This is a genomic window from Acidovorax sp. LjRoot117 (genome assembly GCF_964252695.1).
Lineage (GTDB): Bacteria > Pseudomonadota > Gammaproteobacteria > Burkholderiales > Burkholderiaceae_C > Acidovorax.
The window spans coordinates 645,367-666,881 of the sequence record NZ_CAXUPO020000003.1 but is presented as its reverse complement, the minus strand read 5'-3'; the positions used below and the strand labels follow the sequence as shown (position 1 = coordinate 666,881).

The following is a 21,515-nucleotide window of genomic DNA, read 5'->3' as shown; positions in this document are numbered from 1 at the left end:
GTAAGGGCCCAACTGCATGTGTTTGGTTCGATAGTGAATCCTGGGCTCGAGTGATCAAACTCAGCGGTGCACGCAGCCACCAAAAAAGGGGCGCAGACATGCGTCCGCACCCCTTCCTGCTTATCGCTGGCGCGCCCGGGCCATCCCGCCTGGCCTGGCGCGGTCCAACCCACTATGGCAACAAGGCAGCCATCTGCGCCGCAGGCACCACCTCGTAGTGGTCCAGCTGCATCGAGTACTGCGCTCTCCCGGAGGACAAGGCGCGCAGGCTGCCGATGTAGCCGAACATCTCCTTGAGCGGCACCTGGGCCTCGACCGTGGCCGCGTTGCCGCGCTGGCCCTGGCCGCGCACGAGGCCGCGGCGTCGGTTCAGGTCGCCGATGCTGTCGCCCAGGTACTCGGCCGGCGTGATGACTTCCACAGCCATCACCGGCTCCAGCACCTGCGGCCCGGCCTGGGCGAACGCCTCGCGGAAAGCGGCCATGGCCGCCAGTTCGAAGGCCAGCGTGGACGAGTCGCGTTCATGGAAGCTGCCATCCACCAGCGCGGCCACGAAGTCCACCGCCGGAAAGCCGGCCACCACGCCCGAGAGGGCGGCGCGGCGGATGCCGGTCTCCACCGCGGGGATGAACTCGCGCGGCACGGCGCCGCCGACGATGCGGCTTTCAAAGCGGATGCCTTCGCCCCGGGGCAGGGGTGCGAGCTGCAGCCTCACCTCGGCAAACTGGCCGGGGCCGCCCGATTGCTTCTTGTGCACATGACTCACCTCCACACTCCGTGAAATGGTTTCGCGGTAGGCCACCTGGGGGCGGCCGACCGACACGTTGACGCCGTGGCGGGCGCGCAGCTTCTCGATCGAGACTTCGAGCTGCAGCTCGCCCATGCCGGACAGAATCGTCTGGCCGGATTCGGCGTCGTGCTGCAGCCTGAGGCTCGGGTCTTCGCGCAGCAGGGACTGCAACGCCTTGGACAGGCCTTGCTGGTCCGCGCTCGTCTTGGGTTCGATGGCCACATGGATCACCGGCTCGGGCACGCTGATCTGCTCCAGCACCACGGGGTGTGCGGGGTCGCTCAGGGTGTGCCCCGTCAGCGTGTCCTTCAGGCCCACGACGGCGGCGATGTCGCCCGCCACCAGCTCGTCGCGCTCGATGTGCTGGTCGGCATGCACTTCGTACAGGCGCGACACCCGCTCGGTCTTGCCCGTGCTGGTGTTGAGCACCACATCGCCCCGGCCCAGCCGGCCGCTGTACACGCGCACGAACACCTTGGCGCCATGGTCGTCGGTGACGACCTTGAACGCCAGGGCCGCGAAGGTGTCGGCGGCCGCACCGGGCTTTCCACTGCCTTCGCGCACGACGTCGTCCGGCGAGGGCAGGTAGTCCACCACGGCGTCGAGCAAAGGCTCCACGCCGCGGTTCTTGAACGCCGAACCGGCCAGCGCGGGCACGAAGGCGCCAGCTAGCACACCCTTGCGGATGGCGGCACGCAACACATCCACAGCGATCTCCTCACCGTTCACGTAGGCCTGCAGGGCCGCGTCGTCTTGCTCCACCGCGGCCTCCACCAGGCGGGTGCGGGCGCGCGCTGCCTGATCGGCCAGATCGGCAGGCACATCGGCTTCGCGGTAAGGGGCACTCGCGTCGTCCTTGTCCCAGATGCGGGCGCGCAGGCTCAGCAAGTCCACCACGCCGCGGAAGTCGCCTTCCACGCCGATGGGGATCTGCAGCGGCACCACGTGCACGCCCAGGCGCTCTTGCATCATGGCCACGACGCGGTGGAAGTCGGAACCCACGCGGTCAAGCTTGTTGATGAAGGCGATGCGGGGTACACGGTACTTGTCGGCCAGGCGCCAGTTGGTCTCGGTCTGCGGCTCCACGCCGGCCACGCCGTCGAACACGACGACCGCCCCGTCGAGCACGCGCAGCGAGCGGTTCACCTCGATGTTGAAGTCGATGTGGCCGGGCGTGTCGATAAGGTTGAGCTGCGTGCCCTTCCAGTGCACCGTGACGGCCGCACTGTTGATGGTGATGCCGCGCTTTTGCTCCTGTGGGTCGAAGTCCATGTGCGCCGTGCCGTCGTGCACTTCGCCGATGCGATGGCTCTCGCCCGTGTAGAACAGGATGCGTTCGGTGGTCGTGGTCTTGCCCGCGTCCACGTGGGCAATGACGCCGAGGTTGCGCAGTTGCGCGTTGCTGTGCGGGTTGCGTGAATTCTTGGTCATGGCGAATCTTTCAATCTGTCTTGCGGCTGCACTCGGCTCTGCGAGCAGCTGCCGCCTGGTTGGCTTTGCGCCAGCCCAGGCGAGATGGATTCGCCTGGTCGCTAGCGTCTGGGATGTGTGCTGTCGCCGGAGCCCGGGCGCACGGAACTCAAGCTCCGGCGGTCGGGAATCGTGGCGATCAACTTGTCGTAGGTACGCATAGGTGGGTGAGGGTGTCGATGGATCTGAAAACAAAAAACCCCGGAGGGATGGTGGGCCTGCCGGGGTTTGTTGGACCGGAAGGCGCACAGCCCTCCGACACGCGATCGAGGGGCGCAGCTAGGTGGCGAACGATGCCTTGATCACGTTGGTGAGAATTTTCATAAGAGCGAATTATCCTCCTCGCGCAAAAAGCTTGCAAGCGACCGTGCTGCCGGTGCCACGGGTCCGCATCACGTGCGCAGGCGGTGCCTCCAACGCCCGGGCCGGGCGCAGGTCTTGTCGCGCAGCGGCGCCACCGCCGCGCTGCATTGAGCGAGGCAGCGTGCGCTCAGAGGGCGCGATCAGACTGACTGCCGCACAAGTTCAAGAAACGACTTCAGGACGGGCGACGGATTGTTCTCAGCGTAGGCGACGGCAATTCCGCTGGAGAGATCCCGGGCTTCGCTCTTGAGCGGCCGAAAGACCACTCCGCGCCGTTTGACATTCTGCAGCGAGGGCGAGATGAAAGCGATGCCTTGCCCTTCGGCGATGAGCCCGAGCAGGATGTGATGGTCGTGGGGTTCCGGGATCGTGCAGGGCTTGAAGTCGATCCGTTCGAAGAAGGCTTGGCAGTGATCGTAGAAGCCGGGATTCAACCGGCGCTCGAAGCGGTAGATCGACTCGCTGCGCAGGTCATCGAAGCCGATCTTGCGTTTGCGAGCGAGCGCATGGCCTGCGGACACGGCGACCAGGAGGGATTCTTCCCGCAATGTCTCCACCCGCAGGCCTGGGGCTTCGGTGTGCAGGCCGATGAATGCGGCATCCATCGTGCCGTTCTGGACGTCTCTCACCAGGCTGATCGAATGCTTGCCTTGGGTGACGATGCGCCATGCCGCGAAGCGCTCCTGCAAGCGCGCGGTCACGTCGGGTATGGCGCTTTTGTCGAACACCGTGGTGTATCCGATGACGAACTGCTGACGCGCAGGGCCTCGCGCGGCTTTGGCGGCGGCCACGGCCTTGGCGGCCTGGGCGAGTGTCCGCTTGGCCTCCGGCAGGAATGCGGTTCCCGCCTCCGTCAGCGTCACACCGACCTTGGTGCGGACGAACAGCTCGACGCCCAGTTGATCTTCCAATTGTCGAATCTGCCTGCTCAGGGGCGGCTGGGAGATGTGCAGGCGCGCAGCCGCTCGACCGATGTGACGTTCCTCGCTGACGGCGAGAAAGTACCGGAATTGCCGCAGGTCGATGGATGTGTTCATACCAAAAAGGTATCACACAAACGGTATTGGATGAACCTGCGGCACATCCGTAGAGTGCGCTGCATGAACACATGCAAAGGAAACGTCATGGACAGTGAACGCTACATCCGGGGCTGGAAGAGGCTGAAGGAAGTGGATGGACAGGCGGGCGAAAACGTCATCGAGAGTCTCAAGGACATCGCACCCGACTTCGCACGCCTGCTCATTGAATTTCCATTCGGCGACATCTATTCGAGGCCGGGCCTCGACCTGAAGGTGCGGGAGCTCGCGGTGGTGGCAGCGCTCACCGCGATGGGAACAGCCGTGCCGCAGTTGAAGGTGCACATCCATGGCGCCCGCAACGTCGGCTGTACCCGTGAGGAGGTCGTCGAGGTGATCATGCAGATGGCTGTCTACGCCGGCTTTCCCGCGGCGCTCAACGGCCTTTTCGCGGCCAAGGAAATCTTCTCTCAGGAGACGCCTCAGTGAAGCAAAGCCCGACGCTTGCCGGCGCGGACTTGCGGATGTGAGTTGCGGGGGGGGGGGCCTGCGTGGGCACTGTCGCGGCCCGGGGCCTGATGGATGCCCTGGTCATGGGTCCACGCAATATTCACATGGGTGATGTGAAACATCACGGTGGGTCCATTGACTGATATTGCAGGGGCGCGAATGATCGGTCCCCAGGCGCTGAATGCATCTGCATCGGCACCTGCCGACACGACAACAAGGAGACGCCCATGCATGAATGCCCCGTCACTGTCTTTCCGCAGCAGATACGCTGGGAAACGGACGGCACCAGCCGCATTCCTTTCCAGGCCTATACCGACGAGGCGCTTTACCGCAAGGAGCTGGACCGGCTGTTCTACAACGGCCACTGGTGCTACGTCGGCCTGGAAGCCGAGATTCCCAATGCGGGTGATTTCAAGCGCACCGTCATCGGTGAACGATCGGTGTTGCTGGTGCGTGACAAGGATGCTTCGATCCACGTGGTGGAGAACGTCTGTGCGCACCGCGGCATGGCTTTTTGCCGCGAGCGGCATGGCAACCGCGACAGCCTGACCTGCCCGTACCACCAGTGGAACTACACCCTGTCGGGTGACTTGCAGGGCGTGCCGTTTCGGCGTGGCGTCAAGCAGGATGGCAAGGTCAATGGCGGCATGCCGGCGGACTTCCAGCCAGCGGACCATGGCCTGACCAAGCTCAAGGTCGCCACGCGCGGCGGGGTTGTGTTCGCGTCTTTCGACCATGGCGTGGCGCCGCTGGAGGACTTCCTGGGGCCCGAGATCCTGGGCTACTTCGACCGGCTGTTCGATGGCCGCAAGCTCACGATCCTGGGGTACAACCGCCAGCGGATTCCGGGCAACTGGAAGCTGATGCAGGAGAACATCAAGGACCCCTACCACCCGGGCCTGCTGCACACCTGGTTCGTGACCTTCGGGCTCTGGCGCGCCGACAACAAATCCCAGCTGCTGATGGACGCGCAGCACCGCCATGCGGCCATGGTGTCCACCCGCGGCGCGGCAGGCAAGGCGGCCGACGTGACCCAGGTGTCCAGCTTCAAGGCGGGCATGCAACTGCACGACCCGCGCTTTCTCGACATCGTGCACGAAGACTGGTGGGGCACGCCGACGGCCGTGATGATGACCGTGTTTCCGAGCGTCATCTTCCAGCAGCAGGTCAACAGCGTGTCCACGCGCCACATCCAGCCGGATGGCCAGGGCGCCTTCGATTTCGTCTGGACGCATTTCGGCTTCGAAGACGACAGCCAGGAGATGACGCAGCGCCGCCTGCGCCAGGCCAACCTCTTCGGGCCGGCAGGCTTCGTCTCGGCGGACGACGGCGAAGTCATCGAGTGGTCGCAGGAAGGCTTCGAGACCAAGCCGGCGCACCGCGCGCTGGCCGAACTGGGTGGCCGGGAGGTGGGCGATACGGACCACATGGTCACGGAGACGCTGATCCGCGGCATGTACGAATACTGGCGCAAGGTGATGGAGGCGTGACCATGGAGTTCCAGACCTACTACGAGCTGACGCAGCTCTATGCCCGCTACGCAAGTGCACTCGATGCCGCCGAATGGGATGCCTGGCCGGAGTTCTTCATCGACGACTGCAGCTACAAACTGCAGCCGCGCGAAAACCACGAACGCGGTTTCCCGCTCGCCACGCTGGCTTTCGACAGCAAGGGCATGTTGAAGGACCGCGTCTATGGCATCCGCGAGACGCTGTTCCATGACCCCTACTACCAGCGCCACGTGGTGGGTGCGCCGCTCGTCCATCAGGTCGGTGCCGATGGCCGCATCCACAGCGAAGCCAACTATGCGGTGCTGCGCACGCGCCTGTCCAAGGAGTCGACCGTTTTCAACGTGGGCCGCACGCTCGATGAAGTGGTGCGCACGCCAGAGGGGCTGAAGTTCGCTTCGCGCCTGGTGATCTACGACAGCGAAATGATCCCCAATTCGCTGATCTACCCCATCTGAGGAACTGCCATGACCACGAACTGGATTGACGCGGCCGCGCGGAGCGACGTGCCGCAGGATGATGTGATGGGCCTGGCCGTTGCAGGACGCGACATCGCGCTGTATGGCGTGGACGGCGAAGTCTTCGCCACCGACAACGTCTGCACCCACGGCCATGCACGGCTGTGCGACGGCTTTCTGGACGGGCACGAGATCGAATGCCCCCTGCACCAGGGCAAGTTCGATGTGCGATCCGGCCAGCCCACCTGCGCACCGGTGACCGAGCCGCTGCGCAGCTACCCCGTCAAGATCGAAGGCGGCCGCGTCTGGCTGGCCTTCGACTGAGCGCAGCCACCCCCACAAGGAGAGCCCATGACCGCCGAGCGACCAGAGGTTGCGGCCGCCGCATGGCCGGATGAAGGCGCGGACGCCCGCCCGATCCACACCATCGTGATCGTCGGCACCGGCCAGGCCGGTGGCTGGGCCGCGCAGACGCTGCGAAGCGAAGGCTTCAGAGGCCGCATCGTACTGATCGGCGACGAGGTCCACCCGCCGCATGAGCGGCCGCCACTGTCCAAGGCGGTGTTGTCTGGTGCGGCACAGCCCGAGACCACGCGGCTCATGAAGCCCGAGGCCTTCGATGCCCTGGGTGCGCAATGGCGGCCCTGCGTGCGGGTGCGCCGCATCGACCGCGCTGCCAGGCAGGTGCTGCTGTCCGATGGCGAAGCGGTGCCGTACGACAAGCTCATCCTGTGCACCGGAGGGCGGGCCCGCACGCTCGCGCTGCCAGGGGCCGACCAGGTGCCGCTGCACACGCTGCGCACCATCGAAGATGCGATGGCGCTGGCACCCACACTTGTGCCCGGCCGCCGCGTGGTGGTGGTGGGCGGCGGCTGGATCGGCCTGGAGGTGGCGGCCACGGCACGCCAGCGGGGCGCTGACGTCGTGGTGGTCGAGACGCAGGCCCGCCTGTGCGAACGCACCGTACCCGCCGAGATTTCCGACTACTTGCTCGCGCTGCATCGCGCCCAGGGAACGCGCGTTGTGCTGGGCGCTGGCGTGAGGGGCTTTGCGCGCGCGGCAGATGGGCGCTCGGAAGTGCTGCTCGCTAATGGCAGCGTGCTCGTGGGCGACACCATCGTGCTGGGCATCGGCCTCGTGCCCAACGACGAACTGGCGCGCGAGGCGGGCCTGGCCTGCGAAGGCGGCGTGCTGGTCGATGCCCGGTGCCGCACGTCAGACCCCGACATCCTGGCCGCTGGCGACGTGGCCGTGGCTCCCAACCCCTGGGCCGGGCGCAGGTTGCGGCTCGAGTCGTGGCAGAACGCGCAGGACCAGGGCATCGCTGCCGCGCGCTCGGCACTGGGCCACGCGGTGGACTACCAGCCCTTGCCCTGGTTCTGGTCCGACCAGTACGGGATGAACCTTCAGATCTACGGCGTGCCGACGCCGGCGCACCGTGTGGTGCAACGCGGCGACCAGGCCAGCGGCAGCTTCGTGATGTTCTACCTGGCCGGCGATGTGGTGCAGGCGGCCATCGGCCCCAACGCGGCCCGTGACCTGCGCTTCGCGCGCCGATTGATCGAGCAGCGCAGGCCGGTCGATACCGAGCGCCTGGCGGACATGGGCACGCCGATGTCCAAGCTGTAAATCCGGCGCCCGTTGCTCACGGCCCAAGGCTTGAACCCCACCCCACCCCACCACCCTCACTTTCAAACAAGGGAAACCCCGATGACATCCACCTCCTATCTCTGGACTCCACCGCCGGTCTACGCGCTGCCGGTGCGTGGCCGAAGCGAGCGGCTACCGATCCAGCGGCTGTTTTTTGTCGGCCGCAACTACCACGCGCACGCGGTCGAGATGGGCCGTCCGGTCGACAAGTCGGTCGAGGTGCCTTTCTACTTCACGAAGGCACCGTCCACGCTGGTCGCGTCCGGTGCCACGGTGGCCTACCCGCCCGGTACCCAGGACTACCACCACGAAATGGAACTGGTGGTGGCCATCGGCGCGGCCGGCTTCCGTGTGAGCGAGTCCGAGGCGCCGCGCCTCATCTATGGCTATGCCTGCGGCCTGGACATGACGCGCCGCGACCTGCAGCTCGCGGCGCGCGAGAAGGGCCGCCCCTGGGACCTGGGCAAGGATGTGGAGCAGTCCTCCGTGGTCTCGGAGGTCGTTCCGATGCCCCAGGTCGTCCTGAGCCAGGGCGAGCTGGCGATGTCGGTCAATGGAAAGGTGCGCCAGAAGTCCGACCTGTCGAAGCTGATCTGGAACATCCCCGAGCTGATTGCCGACCTGTCCAGGTTCTACCACCTGCTCCCCGGCGACCTGATCTTCACCGGCACGCCCGAAGGCGTGGGCCCGGTGCAGCCCGGTGACCACATCGAAGGCCGGATTGCCGGCGTGGGCAGCATCGTGCTCGACGTCGGTCCGGCGGAGTGACATGGCTGAACACCTTGAGGAGACAAACCCCATGACCACCGACCTGACACCTTCTCCCGTGCGGCTGCATGCCGTTGCGGGGCGGGGCCAGCCCGACCCCACGCCCGCACTGGAGCAGCTGTATCGAGGATTCGAGCAGGAACTGCTGGTCCCGCTCTGGACCGAGATCGGCGACCTGATGCCCCGGCATCCCCAATCCAAAGCCGTGCCGCACTTGTGGCGCTGGGACCGGTTGAAGGCGCTGGCCGCGCAGGCCGGCGAGATCGTGCCTGTGGGCCGCGGTGGCGAGCGCCGTGCGATCGCGCTGGCCAACCCGGCGCTGGGCGGCCGTCCATTTGCCACACCCACGCTGTGGGCCGCCATTCAGTACCTCATGCCGGGCGAAGACGCCCCTGAGCACCGGCACACGCAGCACGCCTTCCGGTTCGTGGTGGAGGGCGAGGGCGTCTGGACCGTGGTCAACGGCGATGCCGTGCGCATGTCACGGGGTGACTTCCTGCCGCAGGCAGGCTGGAACTGGCACGCCCACCACAACGCCGCCACCGAGCCCATGGCCTGGATCGATGGCCTGGACATCCCCTTTTCGTACTACACGGAGAGCCAGTTCTTCGAGGTCGGGCGCGATCGGATCTCGCCTGCCGAGCGCACCACGGCCGAGCGTTCGTACTCCGAAAGGCTCTGGGGCCACCCTGGCCTGCGTCCGGTGTCGATGGCGGGGGCGCAACTCGCCACGCCGCTCCTGGCCTACCGCTGGGTGGACACGGACCGCGCACTGGCCGACCAGCTCGCCCTGGAGGCCGAGGGCCAGGCCGGCACGCTGAGCCCGGGCCATGCGGCGGTGCGCTTTACCAACCCGGCCACCGGCGGCGACGTGCTGCCGACGATGCGCACCGAGATGCACCGCGTGCGCGCGGGCGGCGCAACGCGCGTCCATCGCGAGGTGGGCTCGTCGGTGTTCCAGGTGTTCGACGGCAGTGGTTCCGTGACGGTGGGCGATCGCACCTGGCAAGCGGCGCGTGGCGACTTGTTCGTGGTGCCGTCGTGGCAGCCGTTCTCGGCCCAGGCATCCGCCTGCGGTGCGCTCGACCTCTTTCGGTTCAGCGACACGCCGATCTTCGAGGCGCTGCACGCGCACCGCGCCCAGACCACCGGGTGAGCCGGCAGCCTCCGGCCCGCATCCCGCGCTTGCCCAGCCCACTGACCAGCCACGAAACAACAGGCCGATTCCGGCCCCAATGACAAGGAGACATAGCCATGATCACAGCCATCCGTACTTCCATTTTCCGCACGGCCACTGCGCTTTGCGCCTGGGCCCTGCTGACCGCCGCGGGCCTGCCCGGCGCAGCGGCGCAGACATACCCCGGCAAGCCCGTGCGCTCCGTCGCGCCGTATTCCCCGGGCAGCGGCCCGGACGCGGTGATGCGCATCCTCAGCGAGAGGTTGTCGCGCCACTGGGGCCAGCAACTGGTCATCGACAACAAGCCGGGCGCCAACGGTTTCATCGCCATTGGCGACGCCAAACGCGCAGCGCCTGACGGCTACACCGTGCTGCAGGTGGACAACACCCACATGGCACTGCAGCCGCATGTGTTCAAGCAACTGCCCTACGACCCGCTGAAGGACTTCGAGCCGGTGGCCCCGGTGTACTTCACCAACTTCTTCGTGGTGGTGGCGGCCAACTCGCCGTGGAAAGACGTGGGCGACCTGATCCGGGCGGCCAAAGCGGCACCGGGCGAGATCACCTATGGATCATGGGGCATCGGCAGCGTGGCCCATGTGGGGGCGGCGATGCTCGAAGCCGCGACCGATACGAAGATGATGCATGTGCCCTACAAGGACATGGGGAACGTCTACACCTCCGTCGCCACTGGCGACATCAAGTGGGCGTTCGGCACGGCGGCGACTGCCGGACCGATGTACCAGGCCAAGAAGGTGAAGTTCCTGGCACTGGCCGCGCCCAAGCGCCTGGCGGGCTTCACCGATGTTCCCACCGTCGGCGAAGCGGGCGGACCGGCGGGGTTCGAGGTGAAGACCTGGGTCGGCCTGTTCGCGCCTGCAGGCACACCGAAGGCGGCGATCGAGAAAATCAACGCCGACGTCGGCAAGGTGCTTGCGACCGCCGAGGTCAAGGAGCGTCTGGCGACCTTCGGCTTCGAGCCCTACATGGGCCCGCCCGGCGAGCTCACCAAGGCCATCGAACGCGACTCACGCACGTTCGGTGATGTCGTCAAGCGCGCCAAGATCGCTCTGGACTGATCATGAAGCTCTACACCTTTTTCCGCAGTGGAACATCCCACCGCCTGCGCATCGCGCTGAACCTCAAAGGCCTCTCGTACGACCAGGTCGCGGTCGATCTGCGGCGCGAGGAGCACCTGGCGCAGGCCTTCAAAGCGATCCATCCGCAGCAGTTCGTGCCCGTGCTGGACACGGAAGACCGCTTGATGATCCAGTCGCCGGCCATCATCGAATGGCTCGAAGAACGCCATCGGGATCCGCCGCTGCTCCCCAGCGACGCCGCAGAGCGTGCGCAGGTGCGCGCGCTCGCAGCCATCGTGGGCTGCGACATCCACCCGGTCAACAACCGGCGCATCCTGGAGGCTTTGCGCCACCGCTTTGCCGCGGACGAGGCGGCGATCAACGACTGGTGCGGCACCTGGATCGGCGCGGGTTTCGACGCCATCGAGGCCTTGCTGGCGAGTGACCGGCGTCGTGGAGATTTTTGCTTTGGCAACCACCCGACGCTCGCCGATGTCTACCTGGTGCCGCAGGTGGAGAGTGCACGCCGCTTCAAGGTGGACATGGCGCGTTGGCCGCGGGTTCAGGCTGTGGACGCGGCCTGCGGGCAACTGGACGCGTTCCGCCAGGCCGCGCCCGCTGCGCAGCCCGATGCGGGCTGACCTCAGTCGCCCTGCATGTAGAAGGCCTCGGCATGGATGTGGGCCGCCTCCATGCCCTTGCCGAGTGCGAGCAGCGTGGTGGTCTCCACCATCGGCGGCGAGCCGCACAGATAGGCGCTCCATCCACGCAAGTGGGTGTGGTCCTGTTCGATGGCCTGGGTCACCAGCCCGCGCCGCTGCGTGGCAGGGTCTGCACCCGAGGCCATCACCACATGCACTTTCAACGCAGGGTGCGTGCTGCGCAAATGGTCCAGCCATGCGAGTCCGTAGAGGTCGCGCGGCGAGCGCAGCCCGAGGTACAGGTGGATGGGGTTGCGCATGCCGGCGGCCACGGCGCCCCGCACCACCGAGAGCACCGGTGCCAGGCCCGTGCCCCCTGCCACGCACAGCATGGGTCCGGCGTTCTGCTGGCGCAGATAGGCGGCGCCGAGCGGCCCGCTGACCTTGACCTTGTCCCCCACCGTCAGCTGTTCGGCGATGTAGCTGCTGACGCGGCCCTTGGGCATCAGCTGCACGTGAAACTCCAGCAGATCATCACCCGGCAGGTTGGCCATGCAGTAGGGCCGCGAGTGCTGTGGGGTCAAAGCGATCTGTGCGTACTGACCCGGAGAAAACGCAATCGGGTTGGCGACCTTGAGCAGCAGGCGCCGGATGTCGGCCGCCAGGGGTTCGATGGCGACGACGGAGGCCCTGGCCACACGCGCCCGGTGCACGACGGCCTCTTCAGGCGCTGGCACTTCGATCGTGCAGGCTTCGGTCACATAGGTCTGGCAGGCCAGTACGGCGCCGTCCATGCCGTCCAGCGGGCGCTGCTGCTCGCGCCCACCATCGAGCACCTCGCCATCGAGCACCCGGCAGCGGCAGATGCCGCAGCGGCCGGAGAGGCAGGAATAGGACATGGGAATCTGCGCCGCGCGCAGGGCGTCCAGCAGATTCGCACCGGGTGTGGCGCGGATCACGCGGTTAAGCGGCTGAACAAGGATGTCCACGGCGGTCGGCCTTCGGGGTCATGCACGCCATTGTGCCCACGAATCACCGGCTGCAATACCATTGCCGTTTCACATCATCGGAGATGATGGAGGCGCCATGGAGCTATCCGATATCGATCTGAACCTGCTCGTGCTTTTTCAGCAACTCATGGTCGAGCGGCGCGTGTCGCAGGTGGCCGACAACCTGGGGATCACGCAGCCGGCCGTCAGCAACTCGCTGGCCAAGCTGCGCAGAATCTTCGGCGACGAGTTGTTCCTGCGTACGTCCGGCGGCATGGTGCCCACACCGTTTGCAGAGCAACTGAGCGAGCCGGTGGGCTACGCGCTGGGCATGATCCACAGCGGGCTCAATCAGCGCACGCAGTTCACGCCGGCCACGCTCAAGCGCACCATCACCATCGGCATGACGGACATCGGCGAGATCGTCTTCCTGCCAGCCTTGCTGGAACGCCTGGGCCGGGAGGCGCCCGGCGTGACGCTCAACACGGTGCGCAACAACGCCACCAATCTGCGCGATGACATGGAAGCGGGCAAGGTGGATCTGGCCATCGGCCTGTTGCCGCACTTGAAGGCGGGCTTCTTTCAGCGCCGCTTGTTCCGCCAGCGGTATGTGTGCCTGTTTCGCCGCGGCCACGCGCTCGACCGGCCCAAGTTGCGGCTGGCTGACTACAAGGCGGCGGAGCATTTGGTGATCGTGTCCGCAGGCACGGGGCACGGCAAAATCGATGAGCTGATCCACAAGGCCGGCATCGATCGCCGCGTGCGGCTGAGCGTGCCGCACTTCGTGAGTGTGGGCCACATCCTTCAGAGTACGGCGCTGGTGGCGACGGTGCCCGAACGCCTGGCGCTCAAGCTGGCCGGGCCCTTCGGCCTGGTGCTGCGCACGCACCCCGTCCCCTTGCCCGATGCACCCATCAGCATGTTCTGGCACGCCAAGGTGCATCGCGAGCCCGTGAATCAATGGCTGCGCAGCATGGTGTTCGACCTGTTCGGAGGCGACCGGCCCGTCGACGGTGGTTCCGACGGTACAGGTTGAGTGGCCGCTGCAGCGGTCAACGCGCGGCGTCGATGACCATTCCGCCGTCGGGTGCTAGGCTGTAGGCTGCAGGCTGTAGCCGGCGATGCACTGCGCACCCTGGCTGACCGGGAACAGGATCACCGGTGCGATGTCGTGCTCGGGCGATCCGTTGCGGTCAAACCTGGTGGGCAAGAGCGGCCTGTCGCGGCCAAAGGTGTCCGCAGTCAGCATGACGTTGTGGGTTGGTAATCTGGTCGGCGCCTCCATTCACGCGTGTTTGCAGAGATACCGCGGCGTGTCCAGTACGAGATGATGCAAAAAAGCCCGCGGGCTGGGGCCGACGACGAAAGCGCCCATGGACTGGTGGGGCGAGTACCGATACAGCGTGCCCGTCAAAAAGGCCGGGCCGGGCCGCACATCCCAGGCTGCCGCACCGGCCAGGCGGTGATGGCCGGCGCGGTCTAACGCGCGCTCTTCGTGCGGCTGCGCCGCCGTGTCAGAATGAAATGATGAGCACGTCGACATCCTCCTTCCTCTCTGACGCAGACGGCACGCAGGTCGTCACATACACCTGGGCCGACGTGGCGGGCCCACCGTTGGGCGTGGTGCAGATCTCGCACGGCCTTGCCGAGCATGGCGAGCGCTACGACCGGTTTGCCAAGGCGTTGAATGCAGCCGGATTCCTGGTGCATGCCGCCGATCACCGCGGGCACGGGCGCACGGCCATGGGCCAGTGGGGCAACTTCGGCAAGGCGGGGTTCGGCGGGCTGATCGCCGACGTGGTGCAACTGGGCGCAGCGCTGCGCGCGCAGCATGCCGGCCTGCCGCTCTTTCTGTTCGGGCACTCGATGGGTTCGTTTGCGGCGCAGGCTGCCATCCTCGAGCATGCATCGACGTGGTCGGGCGTGGTGCTGTCCGGCTCCACGGCGCTCGACGTGCTGGCCGCCGGCATGGCCAATGCGCCGGCCGACGCGCCCTCCGGGCTGGCGGCATTCAATGCGGGCTTCGAACACCGCACGGGGTACGAGTGGCTGTCGCGCGACGCCTCCGAGGTGGATGCCTACGTCGCTGACCCTTGGTGCGGGTGGGATGTTCCGGACGATGTGATTCCATCACTGTTTGCGCCCGCATCCCGGCTGGCCGATCCTGCGCTGCTGGCGGGCATCCGCAAGGACCTGCCCCTCCTGATCGCCTCTGGCGACGCAGATCCGCTCGCTGGCGGTGGCGCGCTGATCCAGCTGCTGGGGCAGCGCTACCGCGATGCCGGCATTGCCGATGTGACGGTCACGCTGTACCCGGGTGCCCGCCACGAAATCTTGAACGAGACCCACCGCCTTGAAGTGACGGCCGATATCGTCGCCTGGCTGCGTGCGCACGCGGACTCCGCGGCGTTTTAGCCATCAGTTGCGCCCACACCTGTCCGGCGCACGGATGCGATCAAGTTGCCGTGGGCCGTCGGGTCGCGGAGAGCGACGCCGGCTCTCCGCGCTGGCGCAGCACCATCGGCGATAGAACCGTGCAGGGCGAGCGCTCAAGGCCATCATCCTGATGTGGCCACCGCGCGGCATGGCGGCTCCCGGCAGTCAGTGGTCGGCCATGCTGAAAAGCAGACGTCGCAACGGGGCCCACGCAGTGGCCGAGGCGGTGGCATCGCCGGTGGCGGCCACGGTTTCGAGCCGTTGCGCCATGGAGGCGCCCTCTGCCGCTCCCAATGTACGCAGCACGGTGCGCAGGCTGTGCGCCAGCCGACGCAGCGCCCCCAGGTCTCCCGCGTGCAAAGCGGTATCCCCGTCTTTCAAGTCTTGGGAAAACTGGGCTGCGCACATGGCTTTGTATTCGCGAAACAGTGCGGCATTCCCACCGAAATAGGTATTCAGAAAGTCGCCGTCCTCGGCCGCGGGGGCCTCGCGGCACGTCGGGACCGCCGTGGCGGGTTTGTTTCGCTCCTCAGCCAGTGCGTCCTGCACACAGCTTTGCAGCTGCGCCACGGACGCGGGCTTGTACAAGATGCGCCATACGCCCATGCCTTTGAGCCCATTCTCGACACCTGCATTCATGCCTGCACTGAAGACCACGATCTTCGCCGCTCCGAGTCTTTCGGGGTGGTGCTGCAGCCGTTCGACCAACTCATAGCCAGATACCCCTGGCAGCATCAAATCGGTAATGATCAGCCGCACAGGCCGTTCGTCCAGCGATGTGAGAGCGCTCTCCGCGTCTGCGCAGACGACCAGATCAACCTGCTGGTCCTCCAGGGCCATGCCGATGAAGCGTGCGATCGAAGCATCATCCTCCACCACCAGCACACGCCGGACCGGAGTGTCCCCGGCGTGTGTCATGGATGGAGCGCGACAGCGGCGCTGGCATCCAGTCCGCGTGCCAGAAGCAAAGGCAGCTCGGTGACCAAGCGGGGCTTGTGGATGACATCCACGCCGTCGAGCGCAAACGCATAGGGAGCGCGTTGGGATTCGTCCAGCGAAGTCACGACAACAAGGCTGCTGTGGGTGAACTGGGGATGCGAGCGCAGCGTCATGATGAGTGCTCCGCCATCAATGCCGGGCAGCAGAAGATCCACGATCAAGATATCGGGTTGGATCTGGCCATACATCGCCAGCCCGGCAATGCCGTCATTGGCGATGTGCAGCTGCCAGTCTGGGAAGTGCTGTTTGATCAGCAGGGATACCAGGTTCTGGAAATGGATGGAGTCCTCGATCAGCAGGATCTTCACGGCACCGGAGGCTTGGGCCTTGCGTTCAACCGTCTCCTGTGCCGTCCGGCCTGCAGGAGTGAACGGCTCTTGCGCGAGCGCAGTGCTTGCGCGTGCACCTGGGCCTGGGTGCGTACCGCCGGAGCGCGAACGCAGCCACTGGTCGACCGAATCCCGCGAAATGCGCCGGTGCCCACCCGGTGTCTTCCAGGCTTGCAGCTCGCCGCGATCCACCATGAGTTGCACGGAGCGCACCGCCATGCCCAACATCCGCGCGGCCTCAAACGTAGTCAGTTGGTCGCCAGCAGTCGATCCGTCGAAAGGTGTGTCATTTTTCATGAGCACACCATTTTAGGTAAAAACAATGCTATTTATCTCGCATTGAAATGATCAAAATGAATTTTTTTGAAACATTTGGTTTGCTGGGTGTCCATGGGCGAGCCATATGGCGGGACAGCCGGACGGCGGGCATCTGTCAGCACGCCACGGAGAGGTCGAGGGACGCGCAGTCGCGAATCCTCGAAATCATCTGGGAAGCGTCCAGGAGCAGCAGGGTGCGGTGCGAGCCCTCGTGCGTGACCTGTGCGATGCCGATGACCCCGTGCGAGTCTTCCGTACCGACCATGCCGGGCACCTCGCGGATTTGATCCCTGGTCAGCTCGACCACATCCGACACCGAGTCAACGACCATCCCAAAAGTGTCGTTGCCTACATTCGCGACCACCGTGACAGTGCTCGCAGTGAAGAGGGCGGTGATCCCGAGGCACACGCGCAAATCGATCAACGGCACGCTTTCACCTCGAAGGTCCAGCACACCCAGGATATGGGTGGGTGACCCTGCGATGCGTGTAGGCGATTCATAGAAGCGGATTTCCCGTACTCCCGAGATGGCGAGGCCATACTCCTGGTCGCCCAGGCAGAATGCCAGATGTTCTCCCGTTGTCGTGGGGCGTACGTTGCTGATGGTTGTCGATGTGTTCATATGCGCAGATGGCCGGTAAGGTGGAGTCTTCAGTTAAGTTCCGCAGGCATCGTGTCACTGGTGCGCGCGGGGAGGGTGATATGGAATACCGCGCCATGCGGTTGCCGGTTTTCGGCATAGATCTGGCCGCCCAGGGCTTCAAGAATCTTTTTGCAGATGGCCAAACCCAGGCCGGTGCCGCCCGATCCATCCTTCGTGGTGCTGGACTGCTTGAACGCCTCGAAAATCGTGGTGAGTTCGAAGGGCGGTATGCCAGGGCAGCTGTCGCCTACCGCAATGCGGATCTGCCCCTGGCTGTCCACTCTGGCATGGATCTGTATCTGGGACTCTTCAGGTGAGAACTTGATGGCGTTGGCCACCACATTGCGGATGACCTGCTCAAAGCGCACGGGATCGACCTTTGCGGTCAATGGCGCGTCGCCCAGGTTCAGATCCAGCAGGAGCCTGCGCTGCGCCAGCAAGGGCTGCAACTCCCGAAGCACTGGCCGTATGACCCCGCGTAAATCGACCTTTTCCAGATGGAAGGTTCCCACCGTGCTTTCCAGCTTGGCCACATCGAGCAAATCGTTCACCAGGGACAGCATGCGTTCACCCGCGCGGTGAACGTCCTCGAACATGGCAGCGAAGGCTGGGTGCGCTTTGGCGCGGTACATGCCCAGTTCTGAAAATCCCATGATGGATTGCAAAGGCGTGCGCAACTCGTGGCTCATGTTGGCGACAAACTCTGATTTCGAACGAGATGCTTCTTCGGCCGAGTCCCTCGCTTCGCGTGTCACCCTTTCAGCCTCACGGAAATCGCTCACGTCCATCAAGGTGCACAGAATGCCGGTGGAGACACCCTCGGAGTCGGCCACGATGGCCTTGGTCACCCGGGTGTCGCGCCAGGACTGGTTTCCATTCAGAACGCGCGTTTCGAAGCGGACCGTGCCACGCTCTCGCTTCAGTTGCTGGTCGGCCGCTTCGTGCACAACGGCTTCTTCCGAGGGCAAGAAGTCCTGCAGGCGCAGCCCGATGACGTCTTTGCGCCGTCGTCCCTTGTATTCCTCCCAGGCGCGGTTGACCAGCAGCAGGCGTCCATCCATGTCCGTCATGGAGATCGGAAGCGGGTTCATTTCCAGCAGCAGTCCGCGAAACTCCAGCTCGCTTCGCAGCTTTTGCTGAGCGATCCACCGCTCGGTAACGTCGACCGCACTGCCGGCAAAACCCACTACTTGCCCCTCGTGGAGCAAGGGGACCAGTGCCATGTCAAAAAGCTTCCTACGGCCATCATCAAGACGGACCGACGCCTGGCAATGGCGTGCCTTTCCACTGGCTCCGTTCTGGAACAGCTGGGCTACGGACTGTTGTGACCGGGGCTCCACCAGCTCGTGCAGCGGACGGCCGACTGGCGATGTCTGTCCATGGCTGCCAAGCGCTATCCACTGGGCGTTCACGAAGGTGATGTGGCCACTTTCATCGGTGCGAAAGATCACCTCCTGCACGCTTTGCATCAGCACGGCAAGCTCTCGCTCGCTCTGAGCGATCCTGTTTTGCGCATCCTCAGCCAGCAGTTGGGCGGACTCCCTCAGCCTCAAGCCGCGCCATGCGACCAGCGACAGGAGCAGCATCAATGCGCACGCACCACCGCCCAGCCAGAGGTAACCGACGGAGTCGTCCAGCCACCGGCTCAGCGCCAGCGCGCGCGGTTCCTCCACCACGATCACGACAGGGTGTGTCCTGGAGACGCGGAATGCCACGATCTGCTGCTCCCCACCCAGTCCTCTGCCAATGAAGCTGGCGTGTTCGCGCGCAGGGAGATGCTCTTGGAAAATGGGGAGCGACTGCATGCCGCTGGTCGGCAGGGTGATCGTCCCCGCTCCGGCCAGAAACTCTCCCTTGTAGGTCGCAACCGCCGAACTGTAGCCAGCTTTCTCGACGGCAAGCTGCTGGATGTTGGCGAGCGCGTCCGGGTTCAGGAGGCCCACGGCATAGACGGACTGCTGGTTCAGTGTCTTGAGCTTTCGCAGCAGCGGTATGAAGCCCAGTCCCTTGGGTGCCGCGATCTTGCCTGTGACGGAGGCCAGGCTACTGATCCCTCGTCCTGCGATCAGAGGTCCGATGGCGTTTTTGTCGTCCGCGGGCAAAGGACCCAGCCGGCGCATGTCTATCTGTATGCCCAGCTCGTCCGACGAGTTGCTGGCCAGTATCCGGCCTTCGCCGTTGATGACCAAGAGGCCTCTCATGAAGGGGACACCAAGCAGGGCATGTTTGAGCGCTTCGTCGCCACGGGACGGGCTTTCGATGATGTCCTCAAACACCCGCGACTCCGCAAGCGTAGCCAGTACGAAGAACGCGCTGTCCATGGTCCTCGTGGTTTGATCTTCCAGCATGCGCGCGAGCAGCTCGGCCTTCTCTCGATCGGCCTGGATCAACTGGTTGCGGTCCGTGGACGCCACCCAGGTGGTCGCCAGCCCTACCCCCAGCGTGAGCAAAACGCCCGACAGGAGGGCGACCGTGCTCAGTTGCCGTATCGAAAACGACGGCATGCGGCGCAGCGGAGAGCGTGAGGTGATGAACATCGCTAGCCTTCACTTGCCAGGTTCTTTGGCTCGCTCAGGACGAGTGCGAGCACCAGGGATGCGAAGCTCCAGCCTACGCCCGCCCACAGCCATTTCGCAAGGCCATCGTGCTTCTGTCCGATGGCGAGACGCACCGGTATTTCAGCAACCACCACCAGCGGCGAAATCTCCGACGAGCGAAATGCAACCACTTGCTGGCTGCCTTGAACGCCACGACCGATGTAGCTGTCAGCCTTGCCTGTCGAAGCAGGATGGCCAACCACTGGCAGTGCGCTGATGCGGCTTTGAGCGGGCATTGAGGCCCCAGTGCTCGCAACGATCAGGCCAGCGCTTGTCGCCAACGAGTACTGAAAATCAGGACGGCCCTGGTGCGATGCGCCATCTTGCAGCAAGGCCTGGGGATTGATCAGGGCCAGCAGGTGCATACGCCCCCTCGCGCTGTTGAGAAAGGAATGGTGAAGGACAAGTGCATGGGGCGGCGAGCGAAAAATCACAGTACGGGCATCCGATGGGCAGTCATGGGTGCTCCACCCGGCAGAGAAGGCGCCGGTAACGCCCCTCTCACCGGATGGCATTGCACCAAGACCATGAAGATCCACGAATTGACCCTGCTCGCCAGTGCGAGTGCTTGCATGCACACGTCCTTCCTCGTCCAGCAAGAGGGCGCCACACAGAGAGGGGGCGCTTGCCAGCACATTTCTCAATGCCTCGTTCAGCGAGATGGCGCCAAGCGGCTGCGCTTGCGAAGACAGCCTATCACCGAGATGGTCGAGCGCCAACATGCCGATGCGCAGCGTGCGACTGACCTGCTCCTCAGCCAGATCCACCGCAGCGCGGGCATGGCTTTCTCCCTGGTGCGCGGCCTCTTCGGGGGCAAGGATTGCCACGCCCACCGCGGCGAAAAACACCGCGGCGGCACCGAAGACACCTGAAAAGAGGCACAAGACAGCGAGCCCGGTTCTTCGTGGGCAGGAACGTGCCGGGCTGGACCGCCAGGCCTGCAAGCCACCAAGGCGCATCATGGCATCACAATGCTGCTGAGTCCGTTGCGAGCCGCCGCCGCCGCCAAGCGGCCGTCGCGCTTGATCCGGACCACGAAGTCATCCATGGTCTTGAGCCAGGCATCGTCGCCGGGTTTGACGGCATAGGCATACGGAAGCACGAACACAGGCTTGGGGGGGATCACCAGGCGCGCCCAGTCTGCGTTGTCGAGCAGGCGGCGGCTGTAGGGGTAGTCCGTCATGAACACATCGACGCGGCCACTTTCCAGTTCCCGCTCACGCGTCGCTGGCGGAGAGATCTTCACGACCTTTGCGTGCTTGAGCCGCTCTGTCATGACCGGCTCCATGAAGGTTCCCGTCTGCACCGCCACCGCAACCCCCGGCTGGTCGATGTCAGCCCACTCCTTGACCACGGCATTGCTTTTGGTGGTGACACCGTAGATGTCGCTGCTCAGGTAGGGCTGGGTGAATTTGAGCGCCGCCATGCGCTGCGGCAGCATGCCGATGGCGAACATCGCCACGTCGCAGCGGTCGCCGCGCAGGTCGTCGATCAGCGTGGCAAAGGACGAATCGACGTACTCCACTTTCGCTTTCAGGTCGTTGCCCAGTGCAGCAGACAGTTCGATGTCGATGCCACCCAGTTGCTGGGTGCGCGGGTTTCGGTAAGTGATTCCGTAGTAGTCCGGCCAGATGCAGATGCGAACGGAACGCTGGCCTTGAACCTTGTCCAGCACGGTGCCAGCCGTAGCAGGAAAAGCAGCTGTCATGCAGAACGCGAAAGCCACAGAGTAGGAGCGCGGGAGTGAAGGCATGGTCGGAGTCCTGAGTGTGTA

Annotated in this window: 21 protein-coding genes; 11 read left to right on the top strand and 10 right to left on the bottom strand. The window is 65.0% G+C overall.

The annotated features are described in order from the left end of the window. Positions 1-172 precede the first annotated feature (172 nt). Both fusA and ACSQ3D_RS12685 read right to left on the bottom strand, forming a co-directional pair. On the bottom strand, positions 173-2,221 hold the full coding sequence (gene fusA / locus ACSQ3D_RS12690; RefSeq protein ID WP_436127133.1) for an elongation factor G: 2,049 nt from the start codon (positions 2,219-2,221) through the stop codon (positions 173-175). A 542-nt stretch (positions 2,222-2,763) separates the two neighbouring features. Then, positions 2,764-3,660: a LysR family transcriptional regulator gene (locus ACSQ3D_RS12685; RefSeq protein WP_436127132.1), complete on the bottom strand. Its 897-nt coding sequence runs from the start codon at positions 3,658-3,660 to the stop codon at positions 2,764-2,766. 87 nt (positions 3,661-3,747) lie between these two features. Between ACSQ3D_RS12685 and ACSQ3D_RS12680 the strand changes: the two genes are divergently transcribed. The 9 genes from ACSQ3D_RS12680 (at position 3,748) to maiA (ending at position 11,430) form a co-directional block, all read left to right on the top strand. Next, positions 3,748-4,128, top strand: coding sequence for a carboxymuconolactone decarboxylase family protein (locus ACSQ3D_RS12680; protein WP_436127131.1), 381 nt, complete (start codon positions 3,748-3,750; stop codon positions 4,126-4,128). Between the two features lie 248 nt (positions 4,129-4,376). Continuing rightward, entirely contained in the window at positions 4,377-5,639 is a 1,263-nt protein-coding gene (locus ACSQ3D_RS12675; RefSeq protein ID WP_436127130.1) for an aromatic ring-hydroxylating dioxygenase subunit alpha, read from the top strand. A gap of 2 nt (positions 5,640-5,641) precedes the next feature. After that, complete coding sequence (locus tag ACSQ3D_RS12670) at positions 5,642-6,115, top strand: aromatic-ring-hydroxylating dioxygenase subunit beta (RefSeq protein ID WP_436127129.1); 474 nt, start codon at positions 5,642-5,644, stop codon at positions 6,113-6,115. A 9-nt stretch (positions 6,116-6,124) separates the two neighbouring features. Continuing rightward, positions 6,125-6,439 (top strand): non-heme iron oxygenase ferredoxin subunit, encoded by a 315-nt coding sequence (locus tag ACSQ3D_RS12665; protein WP_436127128.1) that lies wholly within the window; start codon positions 6,125-6,127, stop codon positions 6,437-6,439. Positions 6,440-6,466: 27 nt separating this feature from the next. Further along, positions 6,467-7,744 carry an NAD(P)/FAD-dependent oxidoreductase gene (locus ACSQ3D_RS12660; RefSeq protein WP_436127127.1) on the top strand — a complete coding sequence of 426 codons (1,278 nt, stop codon included), beginning with the start codon at positions 6,467-6,469 and terminating at the stop codon, positions 7,742-7,744. An 81-nt stretch (positions 7,745-7,825) separates the two neighbouring features. Then, positions 7,826-8,533: a fumarylacetoacetate hydrolase family protein gene (locus ACSQ3D_RS12655; protein ID WP_396503354.1), complete on the top strand. Its 708-nt coding sequence runs from the start codon at positions 7,826-7,828 to the stop codon at positions 8,531-8,533. A 31-nt stretch (positions 8,534-8,564) separates the two neighbouring features. Then, positions 8,565-9,689 (top strand): cupin domain-containing protein, encoded by a 1,125-nt coding sequence (locus ACSQ3D_RS12650; RefSeq protein WP_436127126.1) that lies wholly within the window; start codon positions 8,565-8,567, stop codon positions 9,687-9,689. Positions 9,690-9,787: 98 nt separating this feature from the next. Further along, a complete protein-coding gene (locus ACSQ3D_RS12645; protein WP_436127125.1) occupies positions 9,788-10,789 on the top strand; it encodes a Bug family tripartite tricarboxylate transporter substrate binding protein in 1,002 nt (333 codons plus the stop codon). Positions 10,790-10,791: 2 nt separating this feature from the next. After that, positions 10,792-11,430, top strand: coding sequence for a maleylacetoacetate isomerase (gene maiA, locus ACSQ3D_RS12640; RefSeq protein WP_436127124.1), 639 nt, complete (start codon positions 10,792-10,794; stop codon positions 11,428-11,430). Between the two features lie 2 nt (positions 11,431-11,432). On the opposite strand, the gene ACSQ3D_RS12635 is transcribed toward maiA, so the two are convergent. Continuing rightward, positions 11,433-12,419, bottom strand: coding sequence for a 2Fe-2S iron-sulfur cluster-binding protein (locus tag ACSQ3D_RS12635; protein WP_436127123.1), 987 nt, complete (start codon positions 12,417-12,419; stop codon positions 11,433-11,435). A 97-nt stretch (positions 12,420-12,516) separates the two neighbouring features. Here ACSQ3D_RS12635 and ACSQ3D_RS12630 point away from each other — a divergent pair, with 97 nt between their 5' ends. Next, the gene (locus ACSQ3D_RS12630) at positions 12,517-13,455 is read left to right on the top strand and encodes a LysR family transcriptional regulator (protein ID WP_056417194.1); all 939 of its coding nucleotides are present in this window, start codon (positions 12,517-12,519) and stop codon (positions 13,453-13,455) included. Positions 13,456-13,509: 54 nt separating this feature from the next. On the opposite strand, the gene ACSQ3D_RS12625 is transcribed toward ACSQ3D_RS12630, so the two are convergent. Beyond that, positions 13,510-13,668, bottom strand: a complete 159-nt coding sequence (locus ACSQ3D_RS12625; protein ID WP_436127122.1) for a hypothetical protein — start codon at positions 13,666-13,668, stop codon at positions 13,510-13,512. Between the two features lie 278 nt (positions 13,669-13,946). On the opposite strand from ACSQ3D_RS12625, the gene ACSQ3D_RS12620 reads away from it, so the two are divergent. Then, positions 13,947-14,834, top strand: a complete 888-nt coding sequence (locus ACSQ3D_RS12620) for an alpha/beta fold hydrolase (protein WP_396503348.1) — start codon at positions 13,947-13,949, stop codon at positions 14,832-14,834. 186 nt (positions 14,835-15,020) lie between these two features. Here ACSQ3D_RS12620 and ACSQ3D_RS12615 read toward each other — a convergent pair whose 3' ends face one another. From ACSQ3D_RS12615 to ACSQ3D_RS12590, 6 genes are all read right to left on the bottom strand, one after another. Next, complete coding sequence (locus tag ACSQ3D_RS12615) at positions 15,021-15,773, bottom strand: Hpt domain-containing response regulator (protein ID WP_056417196.1); 753 nt, start codon at positions 15,771-15,773, stop codon at positions 15,021-15,023. Continuing rightward, positions 15,770-16,480 carry a helix-turn-helix domain-containing protein gene (locus ACSQ3D_RS12610; RefSeq protein WP_436127121.1) on the bottom strand — a complete coding sequence of 237 codons (711 nt, stop codon included), beginning with the start codon at positions 16,478-16,480 and terminating at the stop codon, positions 15,770-15,772. The genes ACSQ3D_RS12615 and ACSQ3D_RS12610 overlap by 4 nt, the downstream gene beginning before the upstream one ends. A gap of 136 nt (positions 16,481-16,616) precedes the next feature. Further along, the gene (locus ACSQ3D_RS12605; RefSeq protein ID WP_082485957.1) at positions 16,617-17,123 is read right to left on the bottom strand and encodes a chemotaxis protein CheW; all 507 of its coding nucleotides are present in this window, start codon (positions 17,121-17,123) and stop codon (positions 16,617-16,619) included. A gap of 29 nt (positions 17,124-17,152) precedes the next feature. Next, positions 17,153-19,681, bottom strand: a complete 2,529-nt coding sequence (locus ACSQ3D_RS12600) for a sensor histidine kinase (RefSeq protein ID WP_436127120.1) — start codon at positions 19,679-19,681, stop codon at positions 17,153-17,155. A gap of 2 nt (positions 19,682-19,683) precedes the next feature. Then, positions 19,684-20,703: a hypothetical protein gene (locus tag ACSQ3D_RS12595; RefSeq protein ID WP_436127119.1), complete on the bottom strand. Its 1,020-nt coding sequence runs from the start codon at positions 20,701-20,703 to the stop codon at positions 19,684-19,686. Next, on the bottom strand, positions 20,700-21,449 hold the full coding sequence (locus ACSQ3D_RS12590) for an ABC transporter substrate-binding protein (RefSeq protein ID WP_235504050.1): 750 nt from the start codon (positions 21,447-21,449) through the stop codon (positions 20,700-20,702). Before ACSQ3D_RS12590 ends, ACSQ3D_RS12595 begins: the two co-directional genes overlap by 4 nt. Positions 21,450-21,515: the final 66 nt, after the last annotated feature.